General features: G+C 69.4%; 33 protein-coding genes and 1 pseudogene. 14 read left to right on the top strand and 20 right to left on the bottom strand.

Annotated elements, in window-relative coordinates; all coding sequences use genetic code 11:
- Positions 1–28: 28 nt before the first annotated feature.
- From EHW97_RS03075 to EHW97_RS03045, 7 genes are all read right to left on the bottom strand, one after another.
- Positions 29–304, bottom strand: a complete 276-nt coding sequence (locus EHW97_RS03075; RefSeq protein ID WP_124235706.1) for a DUF7218 family protein — start codon at positions 302–304, stop codon at positions 29–31.
- Positions 304–1,191, bottom strand: coding sequence for an SDR family oxidoreductase (locus tag EHW97_RS03070; RefSeq protein WP_208001846.1), 888 nt, complete (start codon positions 1,189–1,191; stop codon positions 304–306). The genes EHW97_RS03075 and EHW97_RS03070 overlap by 1 nt, the downstream gene beginning before the upstream one ends.
- Positions 1,192–1,270: 79 nt before the next feature.
- Positions 1,271–2,275 carry an NADP-dependent oxidoreductase gene (locus tag EHW97_RS03065; RefSeq protein WP_124235705.1) on the bottom strand — a complete coding sequence of 335 codons (1,005 nt, stop codon included), beginning with the start codon at positions 2,273–2,275 and terminating at the stop codon, positions 1,271–1,273.
- A 16-nt stretch (positions 2,276–2,291) separates the two neighbouring features.
- Positions 2,292–2,414: a type B 50S ribosomal protein L36 gene (gene ykgO / locus EHW97_RS03060; protein WP_023645249.1), complete on the bottom strand. Its 123-nt coding sequence runs from the start codon at positions 2,412–2,414 to the stop codon at positions 2,292–2,294.
- Positions 2,411–2,587 carry a 50S ribosomal protein L32 gene (gene rpmF, locus EHW97_RS03055; protein ID WP_124235704.1) on the bottom strand — a complete coding sequence of 59 codons (177 nt, stop codon included), beginning with the start codon at positions 2,585–2,587 and terminating at the stop codon, positions 2,411–2,413. Before rpmF ends, ykgO begins: the two co-directional genes overlap by 4 nt.
- 17 nt (positions 2,588–2,604) lie before the next feature.
- A complete protein-coding gene (locus EHW97_RS03050) occupies positions 2,605–3,669 on the bottom strand; it encodes a GTP-binding protein (RefSeq protein ID WP_124235703.1) in 1,065 nt (354 codons plus the stop codon).
- Complete coding sequence (locus EHW97_RS03045; protein ID WP_124235702.1) at positions 3,666–3,911, bottom strand: type B 50S ribosomal protein L31; 246 nt, start codon at positions 3,909–3,911, stop codon at positions 3,666–3,668. Before EHW97_RS03045 ends, EHW97_RS03050 begins: the two co-directional genes overlap by 4 nt.
- Positions 3,912–3,978: 67 nt before the next feature.
- On the opposite strand from EHW97_RS03045, the gene rpmB reads away from it, so the two are divergent.
- Genes rpmB through rpsN form a run of 3 tightly spaced genes read left to right on the top strand, consistent with a single transcriptional unit; the run spans position 3,979 to position 4,689 of the window.
- Positions 3,979–4,215, top strand: coding sequence for a 50S ribosomal protein L28 (rpmB, locus tag EHW97_RS03040; protein WP_124235701.1), 237 nt, complete (start codon positions 3,979–3,981; stop codon positions 4,213–4,215).
- Entirely contained in the window at positions 4,212–4,382 is a 171-nt protein-coding gene (gene rpmG / locus EHW97_RS03035; protein WP_124235700.1) for a 50S ribosomal protein L33, read from the top strand. The genes rpmB and rpmG overlap by 4 nt, the downstream gene beginning before the upstream one ends.
- A 1-nt stretch (position 4,383) precedes the next feature.
- Positions 4,384–4,689, top strand: coding sequence for a 30S ribosomal protein S14 (gene rpsN, locus EHW97_RS03030; protein WP_124235699.1), 306 nt, complete (start codon positions 4,384–4,386; stop codon positions 4,687–4,689).
- Positions 4,690–4,695: 6 nt separating this feature from the next.
- Here the strand turns inward: rpsN and EHW97_RS03025 are convergent, their stop codons facing one another.
- The gene (locus EHW97_RS03025; protein ID WP_124235698.1) at positions 4,696–5,238 is read right to left on the bottom strand and encodes a TetR/AcrR family transcriptional regulator; all 543 of its coding nucleotides are present in this window, start codon (positions 5,236–5,238) and stop codon (positions 4,696–4,698) included.
- 66 nt (positions 5,239–5,304) lie between these two features.
- Between EHW97_RS03025 and EHW97_RS03020 the strand changes: the two are divergent.
- Positions 5,305–6,522 (top strand): annotated as a pseudogene (locus EHW97_RS03020) (ABC transporter transmembrane domain-containing protein); the annotation flags it as partial.
- Between the two features lie 115 nt (positions 6,523–6,637).
- Positions 6,638–7,033, top strand: coding sequence for an ATP-binding cassette domain-containing protein (locus tag EHW97_RS15855; RefSeq protein ID WP_279432295.1), 396 nt, complete (start codon positions 6,638–6,640; stop codon positions 7,031–7,033).
- Positions 7,034–7,249: 216 nt separating this feature from the next.
- Here EHW97_RS15855 and metX read toward each other — a convergent pair whose 3' ends face one another.
- The 7 genes from metX to EHW97_RS02985 form a co-directional block, all read right to left on the bottom strand.
- Positions 7,250–8,230 (bottom strand): homoserine O-acetyltransferase MetX, encoded by a 981-nt coding sequence (metX, locus tag EHW97_RS03015; protein WP_243696281.1) that lies wholly within the window; start codon positions 8,228–8,230, stop codon positions 7,250–7,252.
- Complete coding sequence (locus EHW97_RS03010) at positions 8,227–9,516, bottom strand: bifunctional o-acetylhomoserine/o-acetylserine sulfhydrylase (RefSeq protein ID WP_124235696.1); 1,290 nt, start codon at positions 9,514–9,516, stop codon at positions 8,227–8,229. Before EHW97_RS03010 ends, metX begins: the two co-directional genes overlap by 4 nt.
- An 85-nt stretch (positions 9,517–9,601) precedes the next feature.
- Positions 9,602–10,393: a putative hydro-lyase gene (locus tag EHW97_RS03005; RefSeq protein ID WP_124235695.1), complete on the bottom strand. Its 792-nt coding sequence runs from the start codon at positions 10,391–10,393 to the stop codon at positions 9,602–9,604.
- On the bottom strand, positions 10,390–11,286 hold the full coding sequence (locus EHW97_RS03000) for a 5-oxoprolinase subunit C family protein (protein WP_124235694.1): 897 nt from the start codon (positions 11,284–11,286) through the stop codon (positions 10,390–10,392). Before EHW97_RS03000 ends, EHW97_RS03005 begins: the two co-directional genes overlap by 4 nt.
- The gene (gene pxpB / locus EHW97_RS02995) at positions 11,283–11,894 is read right to left on the bottom strand and encodes a 5-oxoprolinase subunit PxpB (RefSeq protein ID WP_124235693.1); all 612 of its coding nucleotides are present in this window, start codon (positions 11,892–11,894) and stop codon (positions 11,283–11,285) included. The genes EHW97_RS03000 and pxpB overlap by 4 nt, the downstream gene beginning before the upstream one ends.
- Entirely contained in the window at positions 11,891–12,646 is a 756-nt protein-coding gene (locus EHW97_RS02990) for a LamB/YcsF family protein (protein WP_124235692.1), read from the bottom strand. Before EHW97_RS02990 ends, pxpB begins: the two co-directional genes overlap by 4 nt.
- 4 nt (positions 12,647–12,650) lie before the next feature.
- Positions 12,651–13,868 (bottom strand): NRAMP family divalent metal transporter, encoded by a 1,218-nt coding sequence (locus EHW97_RS02985; RefSeq protein WP_124235691.1) that lies wholly within the window; start codon positions 13,866–13,868, stop codon positions 12,651–12,653.
- 461 nt (positions 13,869–14,329) lie between these two features.
- Between EHW97_RS02985 and EHW97_RS02980 the strand changes: the two genes are divergently transcribed.
- The gene (locus tag EHW97_RS02980; RefSeq protein ID WP_124235690.1) at positions 14,330–15,031 is read left to right on the top strand and encodes a GntR family transcriptional regulator; all 702 of its coding nucleotides are present in this window, start codon (positions 14,330–14,332) and stop codon (positions 15,029–15,031) included.
- Here the strand turns inward: EHW97_RS02980 and EHW97_RS02975 are convergent.
- Positions 15,021–16,358 (bottom strand): ATP-dependent 6-phosphofructokinase, encoded by a 1,338-nt coding sequence (locus EHW97_RS02975; RefSeq protein WP_243696280.1) that lies wholly within the window; start codon positions 16,356–16,358, stop codon positions 15,021–15,023. The genes EHW97_RS02980 and EHW97_RS02975 overlap by 11 nt on opposite strands.
- Positions 16,359–16,464: 106 nt before the next feature.
- Here EHW97_RS02975 and EHW97_RS02970 point away from each other — a divergent pair, with 106 nt between their 5' ends.
- Complete coding sequence (locus tag EHW97_RS02970; RefSeq protein ID WP_124235688.1) at positions 16,465–17,547, top strand: alpha/beta hydrolase fold domain-containing protein; 1,083 nt, start codon at positions 16,465–16,467, stop codon at positions 17,545–17,547.
- 13 nt (positions 17,548–17,560) lie between these two features.
- On the opposite strand, the gene EHW97_RS02965 is transcribed toward EHW97_RS02970, so the two are convergent.
- Positions 17,561–18,532 carry an IS481 family transposase gene (locus EHW97_RS02965; protein ID WP_124235687.1) on the bottom strand — a complete coding sequence of 324 codons (972 nt, stop codon included), beginning with the start codon at positions 18,530–18,532 and terminating at the stop codon, positions 17,561–17,563.
- Between the two features lie 311 nt (positions 18,533–18,843).
- Between EHW97_RS02965 and EHW97_RS02960 the strand changes: the two genes are divergently transcribed.
- The 6 genes from EHW97_RS02960 (at position 18,844) to EHW97_RS02935 (ending at position 23,702) form a co-directional block, all read left to right on the top strand.
- Positions 18,844–19,455 (top strand): TetR/AcrR family transcriptional regulator, encoded by a 612-nt coding sequence (locus EHW97_RS02960; RefSeq protein WP_243696279.1) that lies wholly within the window; start codon positions 18,844–18,846, stop codon positions 19,453–19,455.
- 1 nt (position 19,456) lies between these two features.
- Entirely contained in the window at positions 19,457–20,251 is a 795-nt protein-coding gene (locus EHW97_RS02955; RefSeq protein ID WP_124235686.1) for a TIGR03084 family metal-binding protein, read from the top strand.
- Between the two features lie 323 nt (positions 20,252–20,574).
- Complete coding sequence (locus EHW97_RS02950) at positions 20,575–21,471, top strand: metal ABC transporter substrate-binding protein (RefSeq protein ID WP_124235685.1); 897 nt, start codon at positions 20,575–20,577, stop codon at positions 21,469–21,471.
- Entirely contained in the window at positions 21,468–22,193 is a 726-nt protein-coding gene (locus EHW97_RS02945; RefSeq protein WP_124235684.1) for a metal ABC transporter ATP-binding protein, read from the top strand. Before EHW97_RS02950 ends, EHW97_RS02945 begins: the two co-directional genes overlap by 4 nt.
- A complete protein-coding gene (locus tag EHW97_RS02940; RefSeq protein WP_124235683.1) occupies positions 22,190–23,032 on the top strand; it encodes a metal ABC transporter permease in 843 nt (280 codons plus the stop codon). Before EHW97_RS02945 ends, EHW97_RS02940 begins: the two co-directional genes overlap by 4 nt.
- A 4-nt stretch (positions 23,033–23,036) precedes the next feature.
- A complete protein-coding gene (locus EHW97_RS02935) occupies positions 23,037–23,702 on the top strand; it encodes a metal-dependent transcriptional regulator (protein ID WP_243696278.1) in 666 nt (221 codons plus the stop codon).
- Here EHW97_RS02935 and EHW97_RS02930 read toward each other — a convergent pair.
- From EHW97_RS02930 to EHW97_RS02920, 3 genes are read right to left on the bottom strand one after another with little or no spacing between them, the layout of a single operon-like run.
- A complete protein-coding gene (locus EHW97_RS02930) occupies positions 23,699–24,202 on the bottom strand; it encodes a 3-keto-5-aminohexanoate cleavage protein (RefSeq protein WP_208001845.1) in 504 nt (167 codons plus the stop codon). The two genes, EHW97_RS02935 and EHW97_RS02930, sit on opposite strands and share 4 nt — an antisense overlap.
- A 10-nt stretch (positions 24,203–24,212) precedes the next feature.
- Positions 24,213–24,416, bottom strand: a complete 204-nt coding sequence (locus tag EHW97_RS02925) for a 3-keto-5-aminohexanoate cleavage protein (RefSeq protein ID WP_124235681.1) — start codon at positions 24,414–24,416, stop codon at positions 24,213–24,215.
- Between the two features lie 55 nt (positions 24,417–24,471).
- Entirely contained in the window at positions 24,472–25,056 is a 585-nt protein-coding gene (locus EHW97_RS02920; RefSeq protein WP_124235680.1) for a helix-turn-helix domain-containing protein, read from the bottom strand.
- Between the two features lie 82 nt (positions 25,057–25,138).
- Between EHW97_RS02920 and EHW97_RS02915 the strand changes: the two genes are divergently transcribed.
- Complete coding sequence (locus EHW97_RS02915; RefSeq protein ID WP_124235679.1) at positions 25,139–26,098, top strand: NAD(P)/FAD-dependent oxidoreductase; 960 nt, start codon at positions 25,139–25,141, stop codon at positions 26,096–26,098.
- Positions 26,099–26,406 lie beyond the last annotated feature (308 nt).

Here is a 26,406-nt window from a genome sequence, read left to right as displayed (position 1 = left end):
TCGCGGCGGGCCTCGTGTCGTGTCCGGGTCAGTGGTTGCGCAGAGCGTCGATGAGCTCCGCCTTCTTCATCTGCGAATGACCCTCGATGCCGAGTTCTTTCGCGCGGTCCTGCAGCTCGTCGACGGTCCAGTCCTCGTAGGAGCCGGCTTTGCCGCCGCGCTTGCCGACTTCCTTCTTGCCGTCGCGCGCGGCGGCGTTGGAGATGCGTGCGGCCTTCTCCTTGGACGCGCCCTCGTCGCGAAGTTCCTCGTACATGTCCGGGTTCTTCAGCTGCGAGTCGTTCTCGTCCTTCTTGCTGGGCATCAGAACACCCCCTTTCCGCCGGTCACGCCGAGCACCGTGCCCGACACGTAGCTGGCATCGGTCTCGTTGGCCAGGAACACGAACGCGGGAGCGCACTCCGCCGGCTGCCCGGCACGACCGAGGGGCGTCTCCTGGCCGAACTGCGCCAGCTTCTCCGTGCTCTGCGTGGCCGGTTGGAGCGGCGTCCAGATCGGTCCGGGCGCGACCGCGTTCACGCGGACGCCGTCGGCGCCGGCTTCCTGCGCGAGGTTGATCGTGAAGTTGTTGATCGCGGCCTTCGTGGACGCGTAGTCCAGCAACGACGTCGACGGCTCGTAGGCCTGGATCGACGAGACGTTGATGATGTTGCCGCGCGACTGCTTGAGGTGCGGCATCGCCTCGCGCGTGAGGACGAACATCGCCTTGAGGTTGGTGGCGAGGACGCGCTCAAGCTGGTCGTCGGTCATGTCGGCGATGCTCTCGCGCCGCGCGAACTGGTAGCCGGCGTTGTTGACCAGCACGTCGAGGCCGCCGAGTTGATCGGCGACCTGGGCGATGACGTTCTTGCAGGTCGCGTTGTCGCGCAGATCGGCCTCGATCGCGAGCGCGCGCCGACCCTCGGCCTCGACGAGCCGGGTCGTCTCGGCGGCGTCCTCGGACTCCTCGGGCTGGTAGGTGAACGCGACGTCGGCGCCTTCGCGGGCGAACGCCAGGGCGACGGCACGGCCGATGCCGGAGTCCCCGCCGGTGATCAGCGCACGCTTCCCCTCGAGCTTGCCGTGCCCCACATAGCTGTTCTCGCCGTGGTCGGGCAGCGGCTCCGTCGCTCCGGTGACGCCGGGAGGCTCCTGCTGCTGCGCGGGGAAGCCCTCGCTGAGCGCGGGTTCGGTCACATCGGGTTCTGGCACTGCTGACACCTTTCGTTCGTGGAACGCGCTCAACCACCTCCACCGAACCACAGGACGCGGCGTGCCGCAGCGCGAGCGATCAGCGCACCTTGAGCACCAGCTTGCCGGTGTTCTCGCCGCGGAAGAGCTTGAGCAGGGCCTCGCCGAACGCCGCGACGCCGCCGCTCGCGACGGTCTCGCGGGCCACGAGACGTCCGCTGCGGATCATCTCGCCGATGGCCTCGAGCCCCTCGGGGTAGCGGTCGAGGAAGTCGAAGACGAGGAAGCCCTGCATCCGGGCGCGGAACACCAGCAGCGACATGTACCGGCTCGGCCCGGGCGGGAGGGTCTCCTCGTTGTACTGCGAGATGGCGCCGCAGATCACGATGCGCGCACCGCGACGCAGATTGGCCAACGCAGCGTCGAGGATGTCGCCGCCGACGTTGTCGAAGTACACGTCGATGCCCTTCGGTGCGACCTCGCGCAGCCGCTTGAGCACGTTCTCGCTCTTGTAGTCGATGGCCTCGTCGAACCCGATCTGCCGCAGCCAATCGGTCTTCTCCGGCCCGCCGGCGATACCGATCACCCGGCACCCGCGGGCCTTGGCGATCTGCCCGGCGACGCTACCGACGGCGCCGGCGGCCGCGGAGATGACCACGGTGTCGCCGTCCTTCAGCTCGCCGATGTCCATCAGCCCGAAGTAGGCGGTGAGGCCGGGCATGCCGAGGGCGCCGAGCCAGGTGGGCGCCGGCGCGAGGTCGAGGTCGATGTGCGTGACCCCGGCGCCGTCGCTCACCGCGTACTCGGTGACGCCGAAGGTGCCGGTGACGTGGTCGCCCACCGCGAACTCGCGATGGCGCGACGCGACCACCGTGCCGGTCGCGCCCGCGCGCATGACCTCGCCGATCTGCACCGGCGGCACGTACGAGCGCACGTCGTTGAGCCACCCGCGCATCGCCGGGTCGAGCGAGATGTGATCGACCTCGACGAGGAACTGGCCGTCCGCGAGCTCGGGGAGCTCGACGGTCTCGAGCGACCAGGTGGAGTCGTCGGGAAGGCCTGCGGGCCGCGCGGCGAGGGTGATCTGCTGTGTGGTGGTGGTCACGCGGCCATCGTAGGCGTCAGCCCTGACGAGCCTTGAGCCGTGGGTTCTGCTTGTTGATGACGTAGGTGCGCCCGCGACGGCGGACGACCTGCGAGCCCGGCTGGTTCTTCAGCGAGCGCAGCGAGTTGCGGACCTTCATCGGTACTCCTTCGGATCGATCAGTCCCGACTGGACGGCCCGGACGAGCCGGCGCGGGACGCGGACGGTCTCGCCGCCCACTGTCACGGGGACGAGGGTGACGGGGTGGGCTTTCCACTGACTGCGGCGGTGGCGGGTGTTGCTGCGCGAGGTCTTGCGCTTCGGTACGGCCATGAGGTGTCTCCTCGGGGTCAGGCGGCGCGGCGCAGGGGGCCGAGCCACGGGGTGAATCCGTCGTCGCTGACGTCCCAGGCCCAGCCGCGGTGGTTGAGCTCCTCGTCGGTCAGCAGGCAGCGATGGAACAAGGTGACGAGCTCGTCGATGCCGTCGTCGATGCCGCTGACGAGGAGGCGTGTGTGCGGGCGGCCCTGGGGTTGGGCGAGTGCGGTGCCGACGCTCAGCTGCCCGCCCGCTCCCGACCACTCGCACGCCTGATCGGGGCGGGTCGGGAGCCAGAAGCAGCCCCGGGAGCGCCGCGGCCCGCCGCCGAGTTCGGCGATGTGCGCGTGCAGGCGGTCGGGGTGGAACGGGCGATCGGAGCGCAGTTCCAACGTCCATGCGACCCCGTCCTCGATCAGACCGACCGGCTGAGTGCTCATGGGGTCGACCCAGCGTTCGGCGCTCTCGTGGTCGCGGCGGCGCCCCGTGTCGAAGGCGTAGGCGAGGTGGTCGTCCACCAGGCGGGCGTCGCGGCGGGCGAGCACCGAGAGGAGGTCGCGCCCGTCGTCGCCGATGTCCCCGACGACCATGACGGTGTCGGCGTACTCGACGAGGGCCGACAACGTCTCCGCGACGCTGCGGCCGTCCTCGGCGGAGGTGTGGATGCCGCGTTCGCGCAGCAGATCGTCGCCGAGGAGGTCGTCCTCCCACGTCGTTCCGTCGACGACGGCGATGACCTCGCTGACGTGCAGATCGAACTCGGGGTCGTACTCGAGGACGCGGCAGATGCCGGTGGCGTCAGCGCTCGTCGGCAGGTGCGCCACGATCGAGCTCCATCGCCCGGCCTCGGCCAGTCGGGCGAGCGTCGGCAGGATGTCCTCCCGCAGCGCGCAGCTGGCGCACGCGTGGTCGAGGTCGATCTCCTCGCGTTCGAGGATGCCCGTGTGGTCCGCGACGATCCGAGTCAGTCGCTGGCGGGGGACGTCGATCGTGTGGTGGACGGCGACGGCGTCGGGCGCGTCCCACGCGAGCGTCAGCACCGTCCGTTCCACCGCGTCCGCGGCCGTGCCGGTGACGAGGGCGACCGGCACGCTCATGCGTCGCTCCCGTAGCGGCGACGGAATCGCTCCACGCGGCCCTCGGAATCGACGACGCGCCCGCGGCCCGTCCAGAACGGATGGCTGGCGCTCGAGACGTCCACATCGATGACCGGGTACGTGACGCCGTCCAGCTCGATCGTCGCGTCGCTCGTCGCGGTCGAACGCGTGAGCAGCGTGAGGTCGCCGGAGCGATCGCGGAAGACGACGGGGCGGTAGGTGGGGTGGATGTCGGGCTTCATGCAGGTCCTTTCAGCGGGTGCTGCACGAATGATATCGTCATGGGAATCGTTTTCAATAAGGAGTATCATGGCACGGCACTGTCAGGTCACCGGCGCGGAGCCCGGCTTCGGCCATCACGTCTCGCACTCGCACCGCCGCACCAAGCGACGGTTCGATCCGAACATCCAGCGCAAGACGTACTGGGTTCCCAGCCTGGGCCGGCGCGTGACGCTGACCGTCAGTGCGCGAGGCATCAAGACCATCGATCGACGCGGGATCGACGCCGTCGTGGCGCAGATCCTGGCGCGAGGGGAGAAGTTGTGAGTAAGAAGAGCTCGGACATCCGGCCCGTCGTGAAGATGCGGTCCACCGCGGGCACGGGCTACACCTACGTGACCCGCAAGAACCGCCGTAACGACCCGGACCGGCTGGTGCTGCGCAAGTTCGATCCGGTCGCGAGGCAGCACGTCGACTTCCGCGAGGAGCGCTGACATGGCCAAGCGCAGCAAGATCGTGCAGAACGAGCGGCGCAAGGAGAAGGTGGCGCGGTACGCCGAGAAGCGCGCTGCCCTGCGCCAGGCGAGCCGCGACACCTCACTGTCGATGGAGGAGCGGATGGCGGCCTCGCGTGCGCTCGCCAAGCTGCCGCGCGACTCCTCGCCGGTGCGGGTGCGCAACCGCGACCAGGTCGACGGCCGGCCCCGAGGCTACGTCCGCAAGGTCGGTCTCTCGCGCATCCGACTCCGTGAAGGCGCTCACCGCGGCGAGCTTCCCGGCATCACCACATCCTCGTGGTGAGCGGACTCAAGCGCTGACGGACTTGCGGAGGCTATGCAGAAACAGCTTGCGCACCTCGCCGCGGGTGAAGGAGCCCTCCTGGGTGTAGGCGTTCGCCGAATACAGCAGGGACCACACGAGCCCAGTGACCCAACCCACGGGAAGAGATGGGTCGATCGTGCCGTCGTCGTGTCCGCGCTGCACGACGCGCGAGACGATGTGGTCGTCTTCCTCGACAGCGACCTCTTCCTCGTCCTCGGGAAGTTGGAACCACCAGCCGAAGACCTCGAGGTGATCGAATAGCTCAGTCGCGAGCCGTTCGAGGGCGTCGATTCCCGTTCCCTCCTCGGGGCGGGCCGCCGTGCCGATCGCGATGTACTCCTCGTCGACGAATTCACTCATGGCGGCTTCGAGCGCCGGCCGGTCGGCGAAGTAGCGATGCACGGTGCTGCGCGCAACGTCGGCCTCCTCGGCGATCTCTCGCATGCTCGCGCTTCGGTTGGCGCTGAGAACACGAATCGCCGCAAGCAAGATGGTCCGCCTGGTGCGGTCCTGCGTGGACGTGCTCACGCATTCAGGATATCCCGTCGTCCCGTGACGAGACTAACTTGTCCTACATGAGACAGATGTGTCTTAATGGGGACCATGGTTGACTCGTCCTCGCGGTTCTATGTGCTGTGGTCGTTTGCGCGTCCCCATCGGCGCACGCTCGCCGTGACGCTGGCACTCGGGCTCATGGCATCGAGCATGGAACTGGCCACGCCACTGGTGACCAAATGGGTGCTCGACACGCTCGCCGTCGGCGGATCGATCTCCGGCCCGGTCGCCGTCTTGCTCGGTCTGCTCGTCGTCGGCGCCCTCATCAGCTGGTGGCAGTGGATCCTGCTGGGCACCCTCGCCGAGGACATCGTGCGTGGTGCGCGGCGGCACTTGATCGCTCGCTTCCTGTCGGCGAAGGTCCTGCCGTTGCTCCGCAAGCCGCCCGGCGATCTCGTCACGCGGGTCACGAGCGACTCGGTGCTGATGCGCGAGGCGGCGTCGTCGAGCCTGATCGGCCTCGTGAACGGCAGCGTCGTGCTCGTCGGCACGCTGATTCTCATGGCCGTACTAGACCTGGTGCTGTTCGCGGTCACCCTCGCTGCGGTCGTGGTGGTCGCTGTGCTCTTCGGCGTGCTGATGCCTGGTATCGCTGCGGCCCAGGAGAAGGCGCAGGCCGCGCTGGCCGATCTCGGTGGCGGAACTGAAGGCACCCTGCGCGCCATCAAAACGGTCAAGGCCGCCGGAGCCGAGGAACGTCAGCGGGCGCGGCTGTTCGCCGATGTCGATAGGGCGCGGGACCACGGGGTGCGAGCAGTGCGTCGCGAGGTTGTCGCGTGGACCGTGTCATGGACGGGCATTCAAGCCGCCATCATCGTCATCCTTGCACTGGGTGCAGCGCGGGTCGCGGCCGGCGACATGGCGGTGTCGACGCTCGTGGCCTTCCTCCTGTACGCGTTCGGCCTCATGGGGCCGATCACTGAGCTGAGTCAGAACATGACGGCGCTGCAGGCCGGGATCGCAGCGGCCGCCCGTATCCGGGAGGTCGATGCGCTCCCGCGCGAACCTGTCGGCGATGTTCATGCGGTCGAGGTGGGGGCAGGTCTCTCACTGGTCGCCGTGCAGGCTCGCTACGGGGCGGATGCGCGCCTCGCACTCGCCGAGGTGACGATTGATCTCCCAGAGCGCGGGCACGTCGCGCTCGTGGGTCCCTCGGGTGCGGGTAAGACGTCCGTCATGTCGGCGGTGCTTGGCTTCCTTGAACCGGAGGCGGGCGAGGTGCGACGTGGCGGTGTCCCCTACAGGCAGATGTCGCCGCGGCAGGCGCGCGCGAAACTCGCGTACGTCGAACAGGAAACCCCGGTCGTGCCCGGCACTCCGCGACAACCTCCTGATCATCAACCCGAACGCGTCGGACCAGGACGTAGCGCGGGTGCTGAGGGAACTCGGCCTGGACTCCCTCGTCGCCGAACTTCCCGACGGGCTCGACTCGGTCCTCACCGACACGAATGTCTCGGGAGGTCAGCGGCAGCGGATCGCCATCGCGCGCGCCTTGTTGGCCGAGCCGCAGATCCTGCTGATGGACGAAGCGACGGCGCAGGTCGACGGTGTGACAGAGTCAGCGATTCACGAGGCGATCCGGCGCCAGGCGGAGCGGGGAGCCGTTCTGACCATCGCGCATCGACTGTCCACCGTGATCGACGCCGACCGCATCGTGGTGATGGACGGCGGACGAGTGGTGGCGCAGGGAACCCACCATGAACTCCTGAGCGAATCTGATCTCTATCGCGAACTCGTCGCCGCCTTCCGCCTCGAGACTCCCAGCTGAGCGCGGATTACCAGGTTACGTAGGTTTTCCCTCACTCCTCCGGGTGAATTCCCCTGGAGGAGTGCCGGTTTCCTGTGAGGAGTGAAGATCTCCTACGTCACCTGGTAATCCGTCAGCGGCTCGGAGCGCCGCGCCCACCGACCCAGGAAAACTCCCACTTCTCCAGTGAAATTCACCCGGAGGAGTGAGGGAAAACCTACGTAACCTGGTAATCCGTCACGCCAGCAAGCGGCGGGCGAGGTCACCGACTTGGTCGGCCTCGATGAGGAAGCCGTCGTGGCCGTAGGGGGACTTGACGATGTCGAGCGCTTCGCAGCCGGGAATGCCGTCGGCGAGTTCGAGCTGCTGATACAGCGGGTAGAGCCGGTCGGAGTCGATCCCGGCCACCACCGTCTCGGCCTCGATGCGTCCCAGCGCCGCCTGCACGCCGCCGCGGCCGCGCCCGACGTCGTGACTGTTCATCGCGTCGCTGAGCACGATGTACGAGTCGGCGTCGAACCGCTTGACGAGCTTGTCGCCGTGGTGCTGCAGGTACGACTCGACCGCGAACCGGCCGTCGCCCTGCACCCGCCGCCCGAAGCGTTCGGCGAACTCCACCTCGCTGCGATACGAGATGTGCGCGATCCGGCGGGCGAGGTCGAGGCCGGCGACGGGCCCGGCCGCGCGGATGATGTCGTTCTGGGTCGCCGACAACGCGATCTGGTCGGCCGATGCCGCGGCGCACGTGGCGAGCAGGAACAGCCGCTCGACGCGCGCGGGATGCTCGATCGCCCACTCGAGCGCGCGCATCCCGCCGGCCGAGCCGCCGATGACCCCGTACCAGGTGTCGACGCCGAGGACGTCCGCGAACGCCACCTCCGCCGCGACCTGGTCGCGGACCGTGATCGAGGGGAATCGCGACCCCCAGGGCTCGCCGTCGGGCGCGAGGGTGGTCGGTCCGGTGCTGCCGCGGCAGCCGCCGAGGATGTTCGCCGCGACGACGAAGAACCGGTCGGTGTCGATGCCGAGGCCGGGACCGACGACGTGGTTCCACCACCCGCCCTCACCGGTGACGTGGGTGTCACCGGTGAGAGCGTGGAGGATGAGGACGGCGTTCGTTCCGTCGTACTCGCCCCACGTCTCGTAGGCGAGCGTGACGTCGGGAAGCACCTCACCCGACTCGAGGGTGAGGTCGCCGATCGCCGCCTGCTGGGTCACTTCGCCGCGCGGAATCCCGCGTCGAGGTCGGCCAGGATGTCGTCGATACCCTCGAGCCCGACGGCGAGTCGCACGAGGCCCGGCGTCACGCCGGCGCCCGCCTGTTCCTCGGCCGTCAGCTGGCTGTGCGTCGTCGAGGCCGGGTGGATCGCGAGGCTGCGGACGTCACCGATGTTGGCGACGTGGCTGTGCAGCTCGAGCGCGTCGATGAACCGGCGTCCGGCATCGACACCACCGGGCAGCTCGAACGTGACGATCGCACCGGCGCCCTTGGGCACGTACTTCTGCGCGAGCTCCTGGTAGGGGCTGCTGGCCAGGCTGGCCCAGTGCACCGAGGCGACGTCGTCACGCGCCTGCAGCCACTCGGCCACTCGGCGCGCGTTCTCGACGTGCCGCTCGACGCGCAGGCTCAATGTCTCGAGGCCCTGGGCGAGCAGCCACGCGTTGAAGGGCGCGATCGCGGGACCGACGTTGCGCAGGTACTGCACACGCAGCTTGGTGAGGTACGCCGCCGGGCCGAGCGCCTCGGCGAAGACGAGCCCGTGGTAGCTCTCGTCGGGCGTCGTGAATCCGGGGAACTTGTCGCCGTGCGCGCCGTAGTCGAACGTGCCGCCGTCCACGACGACACCGGCGATGGCGGTGCCGTGACCGCCCAGGTACTTGGTCGCCGAGTGCACGACGGTGTCCGCGCCGTGCTTGAGCGGGTTGAGCAGGTACGGCGTGGCCACCGTGTTGTCGACGATGAACGGCACGCCGACCTCGCGCGCCACGGCGCCGACGGCCTCGAGGTCGAGCACGTCGCCCTTCGGGTTGCCGATCGTCTCGCCGAAGAACGCCTTCGTGTTCTCGCGGACCGCGTCACGCCACTGCTGCGGGTCGTTGGGCTCGGCCACGAAGGTCACCTCGATGCCGAGCTTCGGGAAGCTGTGGCGCAGGAGGCTGTCGGTGCCGCCGTAGAGGCTGGCGGACGCGACGATGTGGTCGCCGGCTTCGGCGACGTTGGTGAGCGCTCCGGTGGTCGCGGCCTGCCCGGAGGCGACGAGCAGTGCGCCGACGCCGCCCTCGAGCGCGGCGATGCGCTGCTCGACGGTGTCCTGCGTCGGGTTCATGATCCGGGTGTAGATGTTGCCCGGCTCGGCGAGGCCGAACAGGTCCGCGGCGTGCTGCGTGTCCCGGAACTGGTACGACGTGGTCTGGTAGATCGGCAGGGCGCGGGCGCCCGTCGTCGGATCCGGCTCCTGGCCGGCGTGAATCTGCTTGGTCTCGAACGACCAGTTCTCGCTCATGGGTGCTCCTTCGCTCCTCGTTCGTGACACCGAGCGTGACACGAATACCGCAGCGTGGACACCTATCTCACCATGCGGCCCTCCGTCAGGGCACGAGGAGGGTGCTGTCGCGCAGGTCCGTGACGAGCATGTGACCGGGCGCGTGGCCGATCGCGAGCGGCGGCTTCGACTCCATCACCGCGGCCTGCGGGGTGACTCCGCAGGCCCAGAACACCGGGATCTCACCGGGTCGGATGGTGCCGGCGTCGCCGAAGTCGGGCTGGGAGAGATCGGTGATGCCCAAGGCCTCCGGATCGCCGACGTGCACCGGGGCGCCGTGCACACCCGGATACCGCGACGTGACGCGCACGGCGTCGGCGACTTGCTCGGCCGGGATGGGCCGCATCGACACGACGAGCGGCCCGCTCATCCGGCCGGCCGAGCGGCAGGGCCGGTTGGTGCGGAACATCGGCACGTTGCGGCCCTCCTCGATGTGCCGCACCGGCACTCCAGCCTCGAGCAGCGCGTCCTCGAAGCTGAAACTGCAGCCCACGAGGAACGCGACCAGGTCCTCACGCCAGTACTCGGTGGCGTCGGGGACCTCTTCGGTGAGGACGCCGTCGCGGTAGATCCGGTAGGCGGGCACGTCGGTACGGATATCGCCCTCGTCGCCGAGCAACGGTCCGGTGAACTGACCGGGCTCGAGCACGTCGAGGATCGGGCACGGCTTGGGGTTGCGCTGCGCGAACAGCAGCAGGTCGAAGGCGTAGTCGCGCGGCACTGCGACGAGATTGGCCTGCGCGTAGCCCGCCGACCATCCGGCGGTCGGGGTGACGAGTCCTTCGCGGAAGCGGCGGCGCGCCTCGGCGGGGGAGAGGGTGGCGACATCGGTGGTCATCGGCGGGTTCCTCCTTCTCGGTGCCACGCGAGCCGGACCCGTTGCCCGGGTCGCAGCTGCGCGGCGCGGTCGGCGTCGTCGTCGGTCAGCACCCCGGCGACGGGATAGCCACCGGTGACGGGGTGATCGGCGAGGAAGATGACCGGCTCGCCGCCCGGCGGTACCTGGATGGCGCCGCGGACGACGCCCTCGCTCGGCAGTTGTCGACCCTCGACGGCCATCGTGACTCCCGGCCCCTCCGCAGCGACGAGTCGTGCTCCGACCCGGTCGACCTTGTCCGAGACGGTCCAGCGCGTCGTCACGAGGTGCTCGGCGTCGGCGAGCCAGTCCTCGCGCGGGCCGCGGATAAACCGCAGGGTGATCTCGTCGTCGTCCAGCTGACGGACGGGGGCCAGGTCCGTGTTCGGCAACGGCAGGGTGCAGGCGTCGACAGGCAGCAGGTCTCCGGGCTGGAGTGGCGCCGGCCCGATGCCCGACAGGGTGTCGGTGCTGCGGGAGCCGAGGACGGGCGCGACATCGAGCCCGCCACGGGCGGCGACGTACGCGCGAAGGCCCGCCGTGGCCTGGCCGAGACACAGCAACCACCCGGGTCGCAGGGTGTGGCGGGCGTTGAGACCGGCTGGAACCGGTCCGTCGCCCCGGTCGATGCTCACCTCGACGGCCGCGCCGGTCACCGCCACGTCGACCTCCACATGTGCGCGCAGGACGAGCCCGCCGAGCAGCACCTCGATCGCGGCGGCGTTCTCGGCATTGCCGACGAGCCGGTTCGCCAGGGCGAAGGACCGACGGTCGGCGGCTCCCGACCGTCCGATGCCCATCGCGGCGAGCCCGGGACGACCTGCGTCCTGGACGGTCGCCTGAGCTCCGGTCTGCACGACTTCCAGAGCGGTCATCGGCCGGCCTCCACGAAGCGAACGCGCGTGCCGGGGGTGAGCAGCGCCGGAGGTTCACGGTCCAGGTCGAACAGCACCACGTCGGTCCGCCCGATCAGCTGCCACCCGCCGGGCGACTCCCGCGGATAGATGCCGCTGAATTCGCCGGCGAGCCCGACCGAGCCTGCCGGAACGCGGGTGCGCGGCTCGTGCCGACGCGGCACCTCCAGCCGGGTGTCCTCGCGGACGAGGTAGCCGAAGCCGGGCGCGAAGCCGCCGAACGCCACCGTCCACTCCTGCTCGCCGTGCGCGGCGATGACCTCGTCGACGGAGAGACCGGTGAGGCGGGCGACGTCCTCCAGGTCGGGGCCGTCGTAGACCGTGGGGATCTCGACGGTGGTGGCGTCGTCGCGGCGGGTGCCGGCCGCAGGCGTGAGACGGCTGACGGCGTCACGGACGGCCGGGAGAGAACCCGGCTCGTCCACGGTCAGCAGAACGGTGCAGGCGCCGGGGACGATGTCGACGACATCCAGGTCGGCGGCCTCGATCGCCGCGACCCAGTCCAGCACCTCGCCGATGTCGGCGAGTTCGAGCAGCACGCCGCGCTCGCCGCAGGGGAGGAGCTTCATGAGAACGCCTCGATCTGTGCGCCCGCAGCCTCGAGCTGTTCGCGAACGGCTCGGGCCATCGCCACGGCGTCCGGGCTGTCCCCGTGGACGCACACCGAGTCGACCTCGAGGCGCACCGTGGTGCCGTCGATCGCCTCGACCGTGCCGTCGGTGACCATCTGAGTCACACGTGCGGCCACTGTCTGCGGATCGTGCAGCACGGCACCGGGTTCGCGCCGGGACACCAGGGTTCCCTCAGGGGTGTACGCACGGTCCGCGAACGCCTCGCGCACCGGTCGCAGGCCCTTCGCCTCGGCGGCCGCGAGCAGCGCCGACCCCGGCAGGCCGAGCACGGGCAGCGTCGGATCGACCGCGGCGACGGCGTCGACGACGGCCTGCGCGTGTCCCTCGTGATGCACGGCCGTGTTGTACAGCGCACCGTGCGGTTTGACGTACGTGACGGATCCGCCGGCCGCACGCGCGAGGGCCTGCAGGGCACCGATCTGATAGATCACGTCGTCGGTCAGCTCGCGCACCGTCGCGTCGATGAAGCGGCGCCCGAATCCGGCGAGATCGCGGTAGCCCACCTGCGCTCCGATCCGCACCCCGTGCTCGACCGCCCACCGGCACGTACGGCCGATGGTGGTGGGGTCGCCGGCGTGGAAGCCGCACGCCACGTTGGCGCTGGAGACCAGCGCGAGCATGGCTTCGTCGTCGCCCAGCTCCCAGCGGCCGAACGATTCGCCGACGTCACTGTTCAGGTCGATGCGCATGTGATCAGCTCCAGAGGTCGGCCAGTCCGCCGAGTGAGTTCCAGCCGAGGTACAGGGTCAGCAGCCAGACGGCGAGTCCGGCGATCTTGAGCCACCAGGGGTACCGGTACCCGCCCAGCAGGTCCCTGCGCATCCACGCGACCCACAGCACGACCGTGAAACCGATCGGCAGGATCAGGCCGTTGAACGCACCGGCGAACACCAGCAGGGTGACCGGCGCCGCGCCGAGCACGACGAACAGCACCGCGCTGAGTGCGATGAAGGCGACTGTCAGCAGGTTCTGGCGGCGGCGGGCGGTCTTCGACGTGGTGAGGAACGAGACCGAGGTGTAGGCGGCGCCGATGACCGAGGTGATCGAGGCGGCCCACAGGATCGTGCCGAACACGACGAGGCCGATGTCGCCGAGCGCGGACTCGAAGGCCGAAGCGGTGGGGTTGTCGGCGGCCAGCTCGACGCCGCCGATCGTCACGCCGAGGATCGCGAGGAACAGCAGCACCCGCATGAGCCCGGTGACGAGGATGCCGTACACCGAGGTGCGGGTGATGCGACCGACGTTCTCCGGGCCGGTGATGCCGGTGTCGAGGAGGCGGTGCGCGCCGGCGTAGGTGATGTAGCCGCCGACGGTGCCACCGACGATCGTGGTGATGGCGAGGAAGTCGACGGTCTCGGGCAGCACGGCGTTGCGCATCGCCTCGCCGAGCGGAGGCTGCGACACGATCGCCGTGTAGGCCGTCATCGCGATCATGACGACACCGAGCAGGACCACGATGCGGTCGAGGGCGACGCCGGCGCGCTTGCTGAGGAAGATGCCGATGGCGATGAGCGCGGAGATCGCTCCGCCGATCTTCGGGTCGAGGCCGAACATCGCGTTGGTGCCGAGGCCGGCGCCGCTGGTGTTGCCGATGTTGAAGACGAGGCCGCCGGTGACGACGAGGAACGCCAGCGCCCAGCCGATGCCGGGAAGGACTTCGTTGCCGAGCTCGTGGGCGCGCTTGCCGGCGACGCCGACGACGCGCCACACGTTCATCTGCACGGCGATGTCGATGACGATCGACGCGAGGATCGCGAACGCGAACGCGGCGCCGAGCTTGACCGTGAAGTCGGTGGTCTGCGTGATGAAGCCCGGTCCGATGGCGCTGGTGGCCATGAGGAACATCGCGCCCATGAGGGCGGTGCGGGCCGAGCCGGGACGTTCCTGCTCTGTGGTCGAGGCGTCGGGCATAAAGCACTCCTGACGTTGCGGATGGGAGTTCCCACCCTCACTGCGACCTGTTTCACAGCGATGTCGGCGATGCTAAGGGATTGTTGAACAATCCCGCAACGCCGACCCCCAGAACCTAGGTGGTCGAGTAGCGGCGAGGGACGAGCCGCGTATCGAGACCAGTGACGCAACGTGGTCTCGATACGTCGGTCGCTGAGCGACCTCCTACTCGACCACCTATCTCCGGGCGGGGAGTCAGGCGAGGATGTAGCCGCCGCGTATCGAGACCACGTCACGCAACGTGGTTTCGATACGTCGGTCGCCGAGCTCCGCCCTACTCGACCACCTACGTGAGTTGTAGGTGGTTTCGATACGTCGGTCGCTGAGCGACCTCCTACTCGACCACCTGAGGCCGGGCTAGCCGTCGAGCCGCGACCGAACGGAACGGTCGCTTGCGGCGGAGTCCCTCGTACGATGGGGCCGTGACCGCGACCGACCTGACTGCCGCGCTGGAGGCGCTGACCGCCGCCCGCGCCCAGGTCGTGCTCACGTCGTCGTCCGATCGTGCCGCGGACGCGGTGCGCGAGCGTGTCGCGGACGGTGTGCTGCGTCCCGGCGACCGCCTGCCCGAGGCCGCGATCGCCGACGCCCTCGGCATCTCCCGCAACACGCTGCGCGAGGCGCTGAGCCAGCTGATCGCCGAGCGGGTGCTGGAACGGCAGCCGCATCGGGGCGTGTTCGTACGCGTCCCCACCGCTCAGGACGTGCGCGACATCTACCGTGCCCGCCGCGTCATCGAGCCCGGATGCCTGCGCGCCGCCCGCACCGCGAACGACGGGGGCTCGGTGCTGCTCGCCGCGGTCGCCGACGGCGAGAAGGGCCTCGCGAACGGCGACGGCGACATGGTCGCCTCAGCCAACCAGCGGTTCCATCGCGGCATCGTCGGTCTCGCCGGCAGCGCCCGTCTCGATGCCGAGATGAGCCGGCTGCTGGCCGAGATGCGGCTCGTGTTCTTCCGAGCCGGTTCCGCGGAGGACTTCCACGGCCCGTACGTCGGGCTCAACCGCGAGATCGCCGAGACCGTCGCAGCAGCCCGGCTCGAGGAAGCCGCGACCCTGCTCGAGGACTACCTCACGCGCGCCGAGCGGCATCTGCTGTCGGCCTTCGAGCCCTTCAGCGCATAGTCAGCGGCTGGGCGGTCGACTCCATCACGCTCAGCCACAGGTCGCCGTCGGGATTCACCTGCTGCGTGCGCTTGGTGACCTCCTCGATCGGCAGGTGCGCGAAGCGGTGGCGCGGTCGGCCGACGACCATGTCGGTGCGTCCGGCCATGGCCGCGTGCACGGCCGCCTGCGCGAGCCGCGTGCAGTAGACGGAGTCCGCCGGGTCGGCCGGCACCGACCGGATGATGTAGCCGGGGTCGAAGTGCCGCAGCGTCAGCGGCTCGTCACGGTTCTTGAAGTCGCGGGCGATCTGCGCGCGCAGGAAGCCGGAGAAGTCGCCGAGGATCTGATTGCCGCTGGCGTCGGTGCGTCGACTGGCCGGGATGAGGTCCTGCCCGGCGCCCTCGGCGAGCACGATGACGGCGCTGCCGCGTTCCCGGACGCGTTTGCGCAGTTGAGCGAGCAGTCCGTTCTCGCCCTCGAGCGTGAACGGCACCTCGGGGATGAGGACGAAGTCGGCGTCGTGGTTGGCCAGCGCGGAGTAGCAGGCGACGAAGCCGGCGTGACGGCCCATCACCTTGACGACGCCGACGCCGTTGATCGCCGCCTCGACCTCGACGCGCGCCGCCTTGATCGACTCGGCGGCCTTGGCGTACGCGGTCTGGAAGCCGAAGCTGGTGCCGATGAGCGGGATGTCGTTGTCGATCGTCTTCGGCACGCCGACCACGCCGATCGGCAGGCCGCGCCGCGTCACTTCCTCGGCGATCGCGTGCGCGCCGCGCATGGAGCCGTCGCCGCCGATGACGAAGAGGATGTCGACCCCCTTGTCGACGAGGTTGTCGACCATGACGCCGACGTCCTGGCTTCCGCGCGAGGACCCGAGCACGGTGCCTCCGCGCTCGGCGATGGTCTTGACGAACGACGGGGTGAGTTCGATCGGGTCCGGTGCGGCGCCGGGGACGAGGCCCGCGTAGCCGTTGCGGAAGCCGATGACGTCGGTGACGCCGTAGTGCTCGAACAGTTCGAGGACGAGGGCACGGATGACGTCGTTGAGTCCGGGGCACAGACCGCCGCAGGTGACGATGCCGGCCTTGGTGGTCGCGGGGTCGAAGAAGATCTTGCGGCGAGGACCACCGGGTTCGTAGGACGGCACCTCGGAGAGGGTGATGTCCCCACGTCGCTGCAGCAGGGTGATCGTGTCGTCGACGAGGACTCGATCATCCTCGGCGACGTAGTACGCGTTGGTCGTCCGGTCGGCGACGTACTCGGCCAGCGGTGAGTCGAAGGTGGGCTCGCCGAGGGTGCGGACCTGCAGGTCCTCGAGCGTCAGGTCGTCGTAGGTGACCACGTCTCCACCGTATCGGACGACGCCGCTGGTGAGGGGCGCTGTCGGGGGCCGCGTGGGCCTCGTCACGCGCCCTGAATTCGTGGCATTTCGACCGTATCCTGAAGCGATGACGCTCCCTGTGGATCTGCGACGGCTTCCGGGTCGTTGGTGGCCGCGGCGACGTCCTCTGCGCGCTGTCCACGCGAACGCGATCATCCATGACGACCCGAGTCCGCGCGCCCGGTTGCTGGGCCGCGGCACGCGCCTGACGATCAAACCGCTGCTGCGAGTCGTCCCGATCCACGACCGGATGTTCGCGCGGCTGAGGTCGATGGAGCGTTACAAGCCGCGCGTGCCGAACGAGGGCATCACGTCCGAGTCGATCGATCTCGGTGGCGTCCGCGGCGAGCGAATGGAGCCCGCCGACGGCCGGACCAGCGACGTCACGATCCTCTACTTCCATGGCGGAGGTTTCTTCACCGGCAGCGTGGAGTCGCACCGCAGCATGTGCGAGCGGCTCGTGCTGGAGACGGGCGGCGTGCTCCTCTCCGTCGACTACGTGCTGCTGCCCGAGGGCACGGTCGCCGATGCGGTCGACGACGCGATCACCGCGTACGAGGCGCTGCTCCAGGTCGTCGACCACCCGGACAAGATCGTCGTCGGCGGCGATTCGGCCGGCGGCTATCTGACGATGAAAGTGGGGGAGCTGGCGACGCGCCGCCGCCTCCAGCCGCCCGCCGGACTGATCGGGTTCTCTCCGCTGCTGAGCCTCGACCCGGAGCGAACCGACAAGAACGTCGTCCGCGTGTCGCCGATGCGCGACGCCTACCTGCCGATCAGCCGCGTCGCGACGATGCGCGAACTGTGGTTGCCCGAGGGAGCCGTGATCGAGGGGTTCGCCTCGCCGCTGCATGCCTCCGCGTACATCCAGTCGCCCGTGCACCTCGTCGCGGTCGAGGACGAGATGTTGCGGCCCGAGGTCGAGGCCTTCGCCCTGCTGCTGACGGACAAGGGCGTGGACGTCGAGACGCATTTGTGGCGCGGGCAGCTTCACGCATTCGTCTCGTTCGTCGACATCGTCCCCGACGCCGCATTGGCGCTCACGCTCGCCGCCGAGTTCGCTCGCCGCTGCGTGGGCGAGCAGCCCGAGCAGACTGTCGTCGACGCGTCCGCCGACGAAGAGGACCTCTCCGGTCACCTCGCGGGCTAGCTGTACTCGGCAGTCACGTTGGTGACAGTCGGCTGATCGGTGGGCCTCCGATAGCGGAGTGGTGTCGTTGAGTGTTGTAGTGCTGGAGCCAGGGCGCAAGGGCGGCGGTTCGCTCGTCGTTTGAGCGGAACACCTGGCGGTAGGCCCATTCGGTCTGCAGGGTGCGGTTGAGGCGTTCGACCTTGCCGTTCTGCCAAGGGCAGTGCGGTCGGATGAGGACGTGCTTTGCGCCCAGGATGGCGATCGCGGCGCGGACGTCGCCCGAGAGCCGGTAGCTGAAGTGGTTGTCGGTCATCACTCGTTCGATGCGGGTGATGCCGTGCCCGGCGAAGTAGGTCGCGGCGCGCAGCAGGAATGCTCCGCAGGTGGGGCCCTTCTCGTCGGGGAGGATCTCCGAGTAGGCCAACCGGGAGTGGTCATCGACGAGGGAATGGACGTAGTCGAAGCCGATTCGGGCTCGCTTCTGCGCTGAGGTCTGGCCGTGCTCGCGGCCGTTTGCTTTCCAGCCGCCGCCGTCGGGGATGCGGCCGAGCTTCTTCACATCCATGTGGACCAGCTCGCCCGGCTCGGACCGCTCGTAGCGCGTCGCGGTCTGCTTCGACGCGCGGATCACCACGCCGGTCAACGGGTCGCATTCGTCCAGGCGCGGTACTCGGTTCCGTGCCAGGATCGCCCCGACCGTGCGAGCGGGAACGCCGGCGACCGGTCCGATCCGGTCTTGTCCCTGGCGCAGCTCGCGCCGCAGCGCAAGCACCCGCTCTTCGACATCGGCCGGTGTCCGTCGCGGTGACGAGTGCGGTCGAGATGAGCGGTCCTGCAGCCCCTCGATGCCCTCGACTCGGAACCTGTTCACCCAGCGATGCGCGCACTGGCGCGAGACACCGAGCTCTTTTGCGACATGCGCGACGGGGCGGTGCTCACCGATCACCCGTTCGACCAGCAACAACCTGCCGCGGACATTCAGCCGCGCGTTAGCGTGTGACACGAGACCTCCTGGTCAACGTGGGGAACTAGACAGCTCCACTACGCCAGGAGGTCTCCTCCTTTCGCAACGCCCGTGTCACCAACGTCTCTGCCGAGTACAGCTAGCCGCCTCGCGCAGCCCGGCGCGCGGCCCTGGTGTTCTCCCCGACTTTTGGCCACTTGTGGCCCCTGGGACGCGCCGAAACGGGCGCGAACTGGCCAAAAGTTGGGCAGGTGCTGTCGACTCGCTCGCATCGTGAGACTCGCTCTCCGCGCCCGCCCTCACTTACCGGCAGGCTTGACTGTTTTTGTTCCGCCGAGCATGCTGGGCCGGTGACCGCAGGAGAGGCGACGAGCGCCCGCACGCCCCAGGGTGAGCGCACCAGGGCGATGCGTCAGCGGCTCATGGAGGCCACCGTCGACTCCCTCGTCGAGTTCGGGTGGGCCGGCACGACCACGACCGTCGTCAGCCGTCGCGCCGGGGTGAGCCGCGGTGCTCAACTGCATCACTTCCCGAGCAAGCAGGACCTCGTCCTCGCCGCCGTCGACTACATCACCGAGCGCCGCCGCACCGAACTCGAAGCCGGCATCGCCGACCTTCCGGAGGAGGGCCGGACGCGGGCCGTCCTCGAGGTGTTGTCGAGCCAGTTCACCTCGCCGGTGTTCTTCGCCGCGCTCGAGCTGTGGGTGGCGGCGCGCACCGACGCCGCGCTCCGCGAGCAGGTGGGCGACCTCGAACGGCGGATCGGCCGCGAAACCCACGCCCAGGCCGTCGAACTGCTCGACATCGACGAGAGCCGCGGACGCAATCGCCAGCTTGTCCAAGCCACGCTCGACCTCGTGCGCGGTCTCGGCTTGGCGGCCACACTGAGTGACGACTCCACGCGCCGCGCCGCGATCCTCGACGCGTGGGCCACGACCCTCGATCACGAACTGGAGCGCTGACATGGCATCCGTCCTCGCCGCGATCCTCGACGACCTCGCCGCCGAGAGCCTGCAGCTGGATGGCTGGGTCGGCGGCCTCGACCACGCAGGCTGGCAGACCGTCACGACGCCGGAGGGGTGGACGGTCGCGCATCAGATCGCGCACCTGCACTGGACCGACGTCACCTCCGAGCAGGCCATCCGCGATCGCCCGGCCTTCGACGAGGTCATGCGCCAAGCGGCGGACGACCCGGAGCAATTTGTCGACAAAGCGGCGGACGAGCTGGCCCTCGAACCGCCGGACCAGCTGCTCCGCGCCTGGCGTGAGGGGCGCGGCGCGTTGACGGAGGCGTTGCTGTCGGTGCCCGAGGGGGAGAAGGTGCCGTGGTTCGGGCCGCCGATGAGCCCGGCGTCGATGGCGACGGCGCGGATCATGGAGACCTGGGCGCATGGGCACGACGTCGCGGAGGCGGTGGGCATCGAGGTGCCGCGCACCGATCGCGTGCGTCATGTCTGCCACCTCGGCGTCCGCACGCGCGGGTTCGCCTACATGATGCGCGGCGAGCAGGCCCCCGACGTGCCGGTTCGCGTCGAACTCACGGCGCCGAGCGGCGAGCTGTGGACGTGGGGTCCGGAGGATGCGCCTGAGCGCGTGACCGGCGATGCCTGGGACTTCGCACTGCTGGCGACGCGGCGACGGCATCGCTCCGACGTCGATGTGCAAGCGCAGGGCGAGCACGCGGACCACTGGCTCGACATCGTGCAGGCCTTCGCCGGCCTCCCTGGCAACGACCCCAAACCCCTCGCCGACCGCTGACCCCGGTGTAGGTGGTCTCGAGACGCGGCTCGTCCCTCGCGCTACTCGACCAGCTGACCGGGTGTAGGTGGTCGAGTAGGAGGTCGCTCAGCGACCGACGTATCGAGACCTCGCGGCTACTCGACCACCTCACCCGGGCTTGCTGGCTCGGTCGCTCAGGCGAGGGCGGCGGCGAGGGTGAGGAAGACGACGAACGCCGCGACGAAGAGCGCGGTGCGCACGGTTCCCACCCGCAGCAAGTGACGATCGATTTCGGTCATGGTCTGATCGTAGTTCGTCTCCTCGTCGAGCGCTATACGGAGACCGTGGCCAAAGTGTTCGCCATGCCGAACTTTCGGTCCATCGGGGCGCTCGCGGTCGTCGCGGGCTTACTCACGGCGTGCGCGCCCGCCCCCGCCGAGACCGATGATCGACCGCATGTCGTAGCGACGTTCACCGTCGTCGCCGACATGGCGCGGGCCATCGGTGGTGACGCGGTCCGCGTCGAGTCGCTCATGCGTCCGGGGGCCGAGGTCCACGGCTACGAGCCGACACCGGGAGATCTGCGCCGCGCCGACGCAGCGGATCTGCTGATCGACAACGGCCTCGGGCTGGAAGCCTGGTTCGAGCAGTTCACGCAGCGGCTCGACGTTCCCCGAGTCGTCGTCAGCCGTGACACCGATCCGCTCCCGATCGCCGGCAGTGATCACGCCAACCCGCACGCGTGGATGTCGCCGCGCGAGGCGAAGCGCTATGTGAACGTCCTCGAGGAGGCGCTCACTGAGCTCGCTCCGGACGCGACAGCTGAGATCGGCGAGCAGGCCGACGCCTACCGCGCCGAACTCGACGCGATCGAGACCGAACTGGTCGAAGCCGTCGCCGCGCTGCCTCCGGATCGCCGCGTCCTGGTGACCTGCGAGGGCGCCTTCTCCTATCTCGCGCGCGATGCCGGTCTGGAGGAGGTGTTCCTGTGGCCCGTCAACGCCGAGCAGCAGACCACGCCGCAGGGAGTGCTCTCGGTCGCCCGGGCGGTCGAGGAGCGCGACGTGCCGGCGGTGTTCTGCGAGTCAACGGTCTCCGATCGCACGATGCGCGAGGTCGCCGAGGAAGCAGGAACGCGGTTCGGCGGCACGCTCTATGTCGATTCCGTCTCGGCGGCGGACGGGCCCGTGCCGACGTACCTCGACCTGCTGCGCCACGACGTCCGCACGATCGTCGACGGTCTCGGAGGGGGCGCATGACGGCGATCGACGTGCGCGGCGTCAGCGTCCGGCGCGGCGACGCGACCGTGCTCCACGACGTCACTGTGCAGGTCGAGTCCGGTGTCGTGTGCGCGCTCATCGGGATGAACGGCTCGGGCAAGACGACATTGTTCGACACGCTCGCCGACCGCACGCGCCCCATCGGCGGTGAGGTGCGCATCCTCGACGACACCCCGGCGCGCGCTCGGCGTCGTGCCGCTCTCGGTTACGTGCCGCAGAGCGAGCGGATCGACTGGGACTTCCCGGTGAGCGTGCGCGAGGTCGTCGCGATGGGTCGCCAACGCGGTGGCCGCTGGACCAACCGGCTCAGTGCCGCGGACCACGCCGCCGTCGATGAGGCGATCGCGCGGGTCGGTCTGCTCGGCCTCGAGGACCGCCAGATCGGCATGCTCTCCGGCGGCCAACGCAAGCGCGCCTTCGTCGCTCGCGGTCTCGCGCAGGAGGCCGAGGTGCTCCTGCTGGACGAGCCCTTCGCGGGCGTCGACCTGCCGAGCGAGATGGCCCTGCGCCAGGTCATCGGCGACGCGGCCGCCAGCGGCGTGACCGTACTGGTGTCGACGCACGACGTACATGGGCTCGCCGACTGGTGCGATGCCGCGGTCATTCTGCGCGCAGGCCGCATCGTGACCTCTGGTCCGGTGGCGAGCGCGATCACGCCCGAGCATCTGGCGCGGGCGTTCGGCTGGGAGGGGGACGCATGATCGAGGCGTTCGGCTACTCCTTCATGCAGGTGGCGTTGCTCGTGACCGTCGCCTCCGCCGTGGTGTGCGCGCTGTTGAGCTGCTGGATCGTGCTGGTCGGGTGGTCGCTGATGGGCGACGCGGTCTCGCACGCGGTGCTGCCGGGGGTCGTCCTCGCGTACGTCGTCGGCTGGCCCTTCGCGATCGGCGCGCTGGTCTTCGCCGTGCTCGCCGTGTCGCTGATCGGGGCGGTGCGCTCGGGGCCGACGAAGGAGGACACCGCGATCGGCATCGTCTTCACGAGCCTCTTCGCGCTGGGCCTCGTGCTCATCTCGGTGGTGCCGAGCCAGATCGATCTCGGCCACATCCTCTTCGGCAACGTGCTGGGGGTGAGCGACGCCGAGGTGACCCAGGTGGTCGCGCTGGCGGTGCTGGTCTCGGTCGTGCTGATCCTCAAGCGCCGCGACCTCGTGCTGTGGGCTTTCGACCCCGCGCACGCGCACGTCGTCGGCATGTCACCGCGCCGGTTGACGATGCTGTTGCTCGGGTTGCTTGCCGTCACGACGGTGGTCGGTCTGCAGGCGGTCGGCGTGATCCTCGTGGTCGCGATGTTGATCATCCCCGGCGCCACCGCGCGGCTGCTCACCGAACGCTTCACCCGCATGCTGGTGCTCGCACCTGTGGTGGCGGTGGTCGCATCCATCGCCGGCCTCACCGCGAGCTTCCACCTCGACGTCGCGCCCGGCGGGATGATCGTCCTGGGGCAGGCCGCGGCGTTCGCCCTGGCCTATCTCGCCGCTCCGCGCACCGGGCTGCTGACCCGATGGCGGCGGGCGCGCGAGACCGATCGACTAGCCTGAGACCGTGCACCCCGACGAGCTGACCGCGTCGAACCAGGACTATCTCAAGGTCATCTGGACGAGTCGCGAGTGGCGCGATGAGCCGATCTCCTCTCGCGCTCTGGCCCAGCGGCTCGGTCAGTCGCCGTCCACCGTCTCCGAGACGGTCAAGAAGCTCACGCAGCAGGGACTGCTCACCCACGAGCGGTACGGCGACGTGGAGCTGACCGACGCCGGACGTCGTGCCGCGCTCGCGATGGTGCGGCGGCACCGGCTTATCGAGACCTTCCTCGTCGACTACCTCGGCTACGGCTGGGATGAGGTGCACGACGAGGCCGAGGTGCTCGAGCACGCGGTGTCCGACTTGTTTATGGAGCGTCTGGCCACCGCCCTCGGCGATCCCACCCGCGACCCGCACGGCGACCCGATCCCGACGGCGAGCGGCGAACTCCCGGACCTCGAGGCGCGACAGTTGTCCGAGGTCGACGGCGGGCGGGTGCGGGTGGCGCGGGTGTCGGACGCCGACCCGGCACTCCTGCGGTTCCTCACCGACCAGGGCATCGGCCTCGACGTCGTCCTCGACGTGCACGAGCGCCACGAGTACGCGGGCACGATGAAGGTCAGCGTGGCCGGGGTCGAGCGCGATCTCGGCCTCCCCGCTGCCGAGGCGATCTGGGTCAGCGAGCTCTAGCTGCGCCAGACGTCGCGGCATAACGCGACGAGTTCGGCGTTCGAGGCGGTCACCGTACCGTCGGGTCGGGTGAGGGTGTCTTCGAGCCCGATGCGCGTGTCGAGACCCAGCTCGCGCGCGAGCCGCACGGCGGGCCAGGCGGACCGCTCCTCACCATGCAGCAGGATCGGGAGATCGTGCCCCGACTCCGCGATCACCGCGAGGATGTTCTCGGGGGTGGCGCGGACGCGATCGTCGGGCAGGTCCGGCACCTCGACGAGAATCCGACGGCACTCGGCGGCGTGCGGAGAGCTGGCCCAGCCTTCGGCCGCGTCCACCGTCCACAGGCCCGCCTCGATTCCGACGTTGCGCTCATTGAGGTGCGCGGCGAGCTCCTCGGTGCCGTCCTCGTGCCAGTTCACGGAGGCGAGGTCCGGCAGCTCCTGCCACCCGCGGATCTGCGCGAGGCGCTCGTCGGCACCGTCAACCGCCCAGGCTCCCGTGGTCGCCCCGAGCGTCACCCCCGGTAGTTCAGTGCGGAACGCCCGCAGCCAACGCCCGACATGTCGAGCTCAGCGAGTCCCGGCCCACCTCGTCCTTGGAATGCAGGTGAACTTCTGCAGCGCCGGCCGCGATCGCCCGGGCTGCGTCCCGTGCGAGCACGACTGGATCGGCGGAGAGGGCGCGATGATCGTCGGGGGTGCGTGTACCGTTGACGCAGACGGTACGAAGCATGCGTCGAGAGTAGAGCGGGGAGCTGACAGGCCGCCTCGTTCGACCGGAGCGCGAGCTAGGCCCCGAGTTCCGATCCCGGGGTCACGTGCACGCGCTGCCCCTCCGGTCCGAACAGGCTGAGAAACTCCACCGGCTCGTCGCCCGCCGCCCCGAACCAGTGCGGGGTGCGGGTGTCGAACTCGGCCGCCTGGCCGTCCTCGAGCACGAGGTCCTGCTCGCCGAGGACGAGGCGCAGTCTCCCGTGGATGACGTAGAGCCATTCGTGACCGGGATGCGCCTTCGGGGACGGCGTCGCGGGTTTGCGCGAGGGCGGCAGGACGTGCTTGAACGCGTGGACCCCCGTGGTCCCGCGGCTGAGCGGCAGGATGATCTGGCCGTAGCGCCGAACGGGCCGGATGTGGATGCGCGGATCACCGTTGGCCGGGGCGCCGACGAGCTCGTCGAGCGGAATTCCGTAGACGCGCGAGAGCGGCAACAGCAGCTCGAGGGTGGGGCGGCGTTGCCCCGATTCCAGGCGCGACAGGGTGCTCACCGAGATGCCGGCGTCCTGCGCGACGTCGTTCAAGGTGAGCCTGCGGCCGTTGCGGACGGCGCGCAGGCGGCTTCCCACTCCGGCGAGGGTCTGCTCGGTAGCGTCCATGCCCGCAGTTTGCCACACCGGCAAAGTGGTTTGCACTTCTCGTTCCGGGGTACGCATGCTGGGTGCCGAACGAGGAGGCTCCATGAATCAGAACCAGCAGTACGACGTCGTCGTGATCGGTGGCGGACCCGCCGGGCTCGCCGCAGCGGTGGCGCTCGCCCGGTCGCTCCGTTCGGTCGTCGTGATCGACGCAGGAGAACCACGCAACGCCCCCGCGCACGGAGTGCACAACTTCTTGAGCCGCGAGGGCATGCCCCCGACCGAGGTGCTGGCGCACGGGCGCCGCGAGGCCGAGGAGTACGGGGTCACGTTCCTCGACGGACGTGCCGTCGAGGCCGCCCGCGAGGGCAGCGAGTTCGGTGTGCGGCTCGAGGACGGTACCGAGGTGCGCGGACGGCGTCTGCTGTTGACCTCCGGGCTCGTCGACGAGCTGCCTGACGTTCCCGGAGTACAGCGATTCTGGGGGAGCAGCGTCCTGCACTGCCCGTACTGCCACGGGTGGGAGGCCCGCGGTCAGCACATCGGGATCCTGGGGCGCGCGGCGGCGAGCTTGCACCAGGTGCTGTTGTTCCGGCAGCTCAGCGAGTACATCACGTTGTTTCTCCATGAGATGGAGCCGTTGACCGACGAGCAGGCTGAGCAGCTGAGCGCGTTGGGTGTGCGTGTGGTCGAAGGACGGGTCGAGCGGCTCAGCGACGACGGCGAGCGGCTGCGCGGGGTGGTCCTCGCCGACGGCACCGAGGTCGAGGTCGACGCGGTCACGGTCGCTCCGCGGTTCGTCGCCCGAGGTGAGCTGCATGAGCAGTTGGGCGGTTCGTTGGAAGCGCACCCGGGCGGATTCGGCGACCTCATCCCGATCGACCCGACAGGCCGTACGCAGGTCGACGGCGTGTGGGCGGCCGGTAACGCCTCGGATCTCGGTTCGATGGTGGTGGCCGCCGCCGGCTCGGGTCTGACCACGGCCGCGCAGATCAACGCCGACCTCGCCCACGAAGACACCGACCTAGCCGTCCAACGCCACCGCCAACTCCTCGTGAAGTAACCGTAGGTGGTCGAGTAGCGACCGAGGAACGAGGGAGCGTATCGAGACCACGCAACGTGGTCGATACGTCGGTCGCTGAGCGACCTCCTACTCGACCACCGGGGTTAGGTGGTCGAGTAGTGGCGAGCTCTGCGAGCCGCGTATCGAGACCAGTTGACGTGGCGTGGTCTCGATGCGTCGGTCGCTGAGCGACCTCCTACTCGACCACCTATGGCCTCGGTGGGCGACGTATCGAGACGGTGAAGATGGGTGTGGGCTGTTGCTGGCGTTCTGACTTGTATCGAGACTGACGCCCTGCGGGTTGTCTT

Origin of the sequence: Aeromicrobium camelliae (assembly GCF_003850045.1) — a bacterium.
Lineage (GTDB): Bacteria > Actinomycetota > Actinomycetes > Propionibacteriales > Nocardioidaceae > Aeromicrobium > Aeromicrobium camelliae.
The sequence above is the reverse complement of the archived record's forward strand: the minus strand, read 5'-3'. Positions and strand labels throughout refer to the sequence as shown.

Bases quoted from the DNA above. Each gene is read 5' to 3' on its own strand.
- pxpB (WP_124235693.1), bottom strand. From the start codon at position 11,894: ATGAAGCTCCTCCCCTGCGGCGAGCGCGGCGTGCTGCTCGAACTCGCC.
- EHW97_RS02915 (WP_124235679.1), top strand. From the start codon at position 25,139: ATGAATCAGAACCAGCAGTACGACGTCGTCGTGATCGGTGGCGGACCC.
- rpsN (WP_124235699.1), top strand. From the start codon at position 4,384: ATGGCCAAGCGCAGCAAGATCGTGCAGAACGAGCGGCGCAAGGAGAAG.
- EHW97_RS03005 (WP_124235695.1), bottom strand. From the start codon at position 10,393: ATGACCACCGATGTCGCCACCCTCTCCCCCGCCGAGGCGCGCCGCCGC.
- EHW97_RS02955 (WP_124235686.1), top strand. From the start codon at position 19,457: ATGGCATCCGTCCTCGCCGCGATCCTCGACGACCTCGCCGCCGAGAGC.
- EHW97_RS02920 (WP_124235680.1), bottom strand. From the start codon at position 25,056: ATGGACGCTACCGAGCAGACCCTCGCCGGAGTGGGAAGCCGCCTGCGC.
- EHW97_RS03010 (WP_124235696.1), bottom strand. From the start codon at position 9,516: ATGAGCGAGAACTGGTCGTTCGAGACCAAGCAGATTCACGCCGGCCAG.
- EHW97_RS02990 (WP_124235692.1), bottom strand. From the start codon at position 12,646: ATGCGCATCGACCTGAACAGTGACGTCGGCGAATCGTTCGGCCGCTGG.
- EHW97_RS02945 (WP_124235684.1), top strand. From the start codon at position 21,468: ATGACGGCGATCGACGTGCGCGGCGTCAGCGTCCGGCGCGGCGACGCG.
- ykgO (WP_023645249.1), bottom strand. From the start codon at position 2,414: ATGAAGGTCCGCAACTCGCTGCGCTCGCTGAAGAACCAGCCGGGCTCG.
- EHW97_RS03045 (WP_124235702.1), bottom strand. From the start codon at position 3,911: ATGAAGCCCGACATCCACCCCACCTACCGCCCCGTCGTCTTCCGCGAT.
- EHW97_RS02925 (WP_124235681.1), bottom strand. From the start codon at position 24,416: ATGCTTCGTACCGTCTGCGTCAACGGTACACGCACCCCCGACGATCAT.
- EHW97_RS02950 (WP_124235685.1), top strand. From the start codon at position 20,575: ATGCCGAACTTTCGGTCCATCGGGGCGCTCGCGGTCGTCGCGGGCTTA.
- EHW97_RS02985 (WP_124235691.1), bottom strand. From the start codon at position 13,868: ATGCCCGACGCCTCGACCACAGAGCAGGAACGTCCCGGCTCGGCCCGC.
- rpmF (WP_124235704.1), bottom strand. From the start codon at position 2,587: ATGGCCGTACCGAAGCGCAAGACCTCGCGCAGCAACACCCGCCACCGC.
- EHW97_RS02940 (WP_124235683.1), top strand. From the start codon at position 22,190: ATGATCGAGGCGTTCGGCTACTCCTTCATGCAGGTGGCGTTGCTCGTG.
- rpmB (WP_124235701.1), top strand. From the start codon at position 3,979: ATGGCACGGCACTGTCAGGTCACCGGCGCGGAGCCCGGCTTCGGCCAT.
- EHW97_RS03075 (WP_124235706.1), bottom strand. From the start codon at position 304: ATGCCCAGCAAGAAGGACGAGAACGACTCGCAGCTGAAGAACCCGGAC.
- EHW97_RS03050 (WP_124235703.1), bottom strand. From the start codon at position 3,669: ATGAGCGTGCCGGTCGCCCTCGTCACCGGCACGGCCGCGGACGCGGTG.
- EHW97_RS02970 (WP_124235688.1), top strand. From the start codon at position 16,465: ATGACGCTCCCTGTGGATCTGCGACGGCTTCCGGGTCGTTGGTGGCCG.
- EHW97_RS03000 (WP_124235694.1), bottom strand. From the start codon at position 11,286: ATGACCGCTCTGGAAGTCGTGCAGACCGGAGCTCAGGCGACCGTCCAG.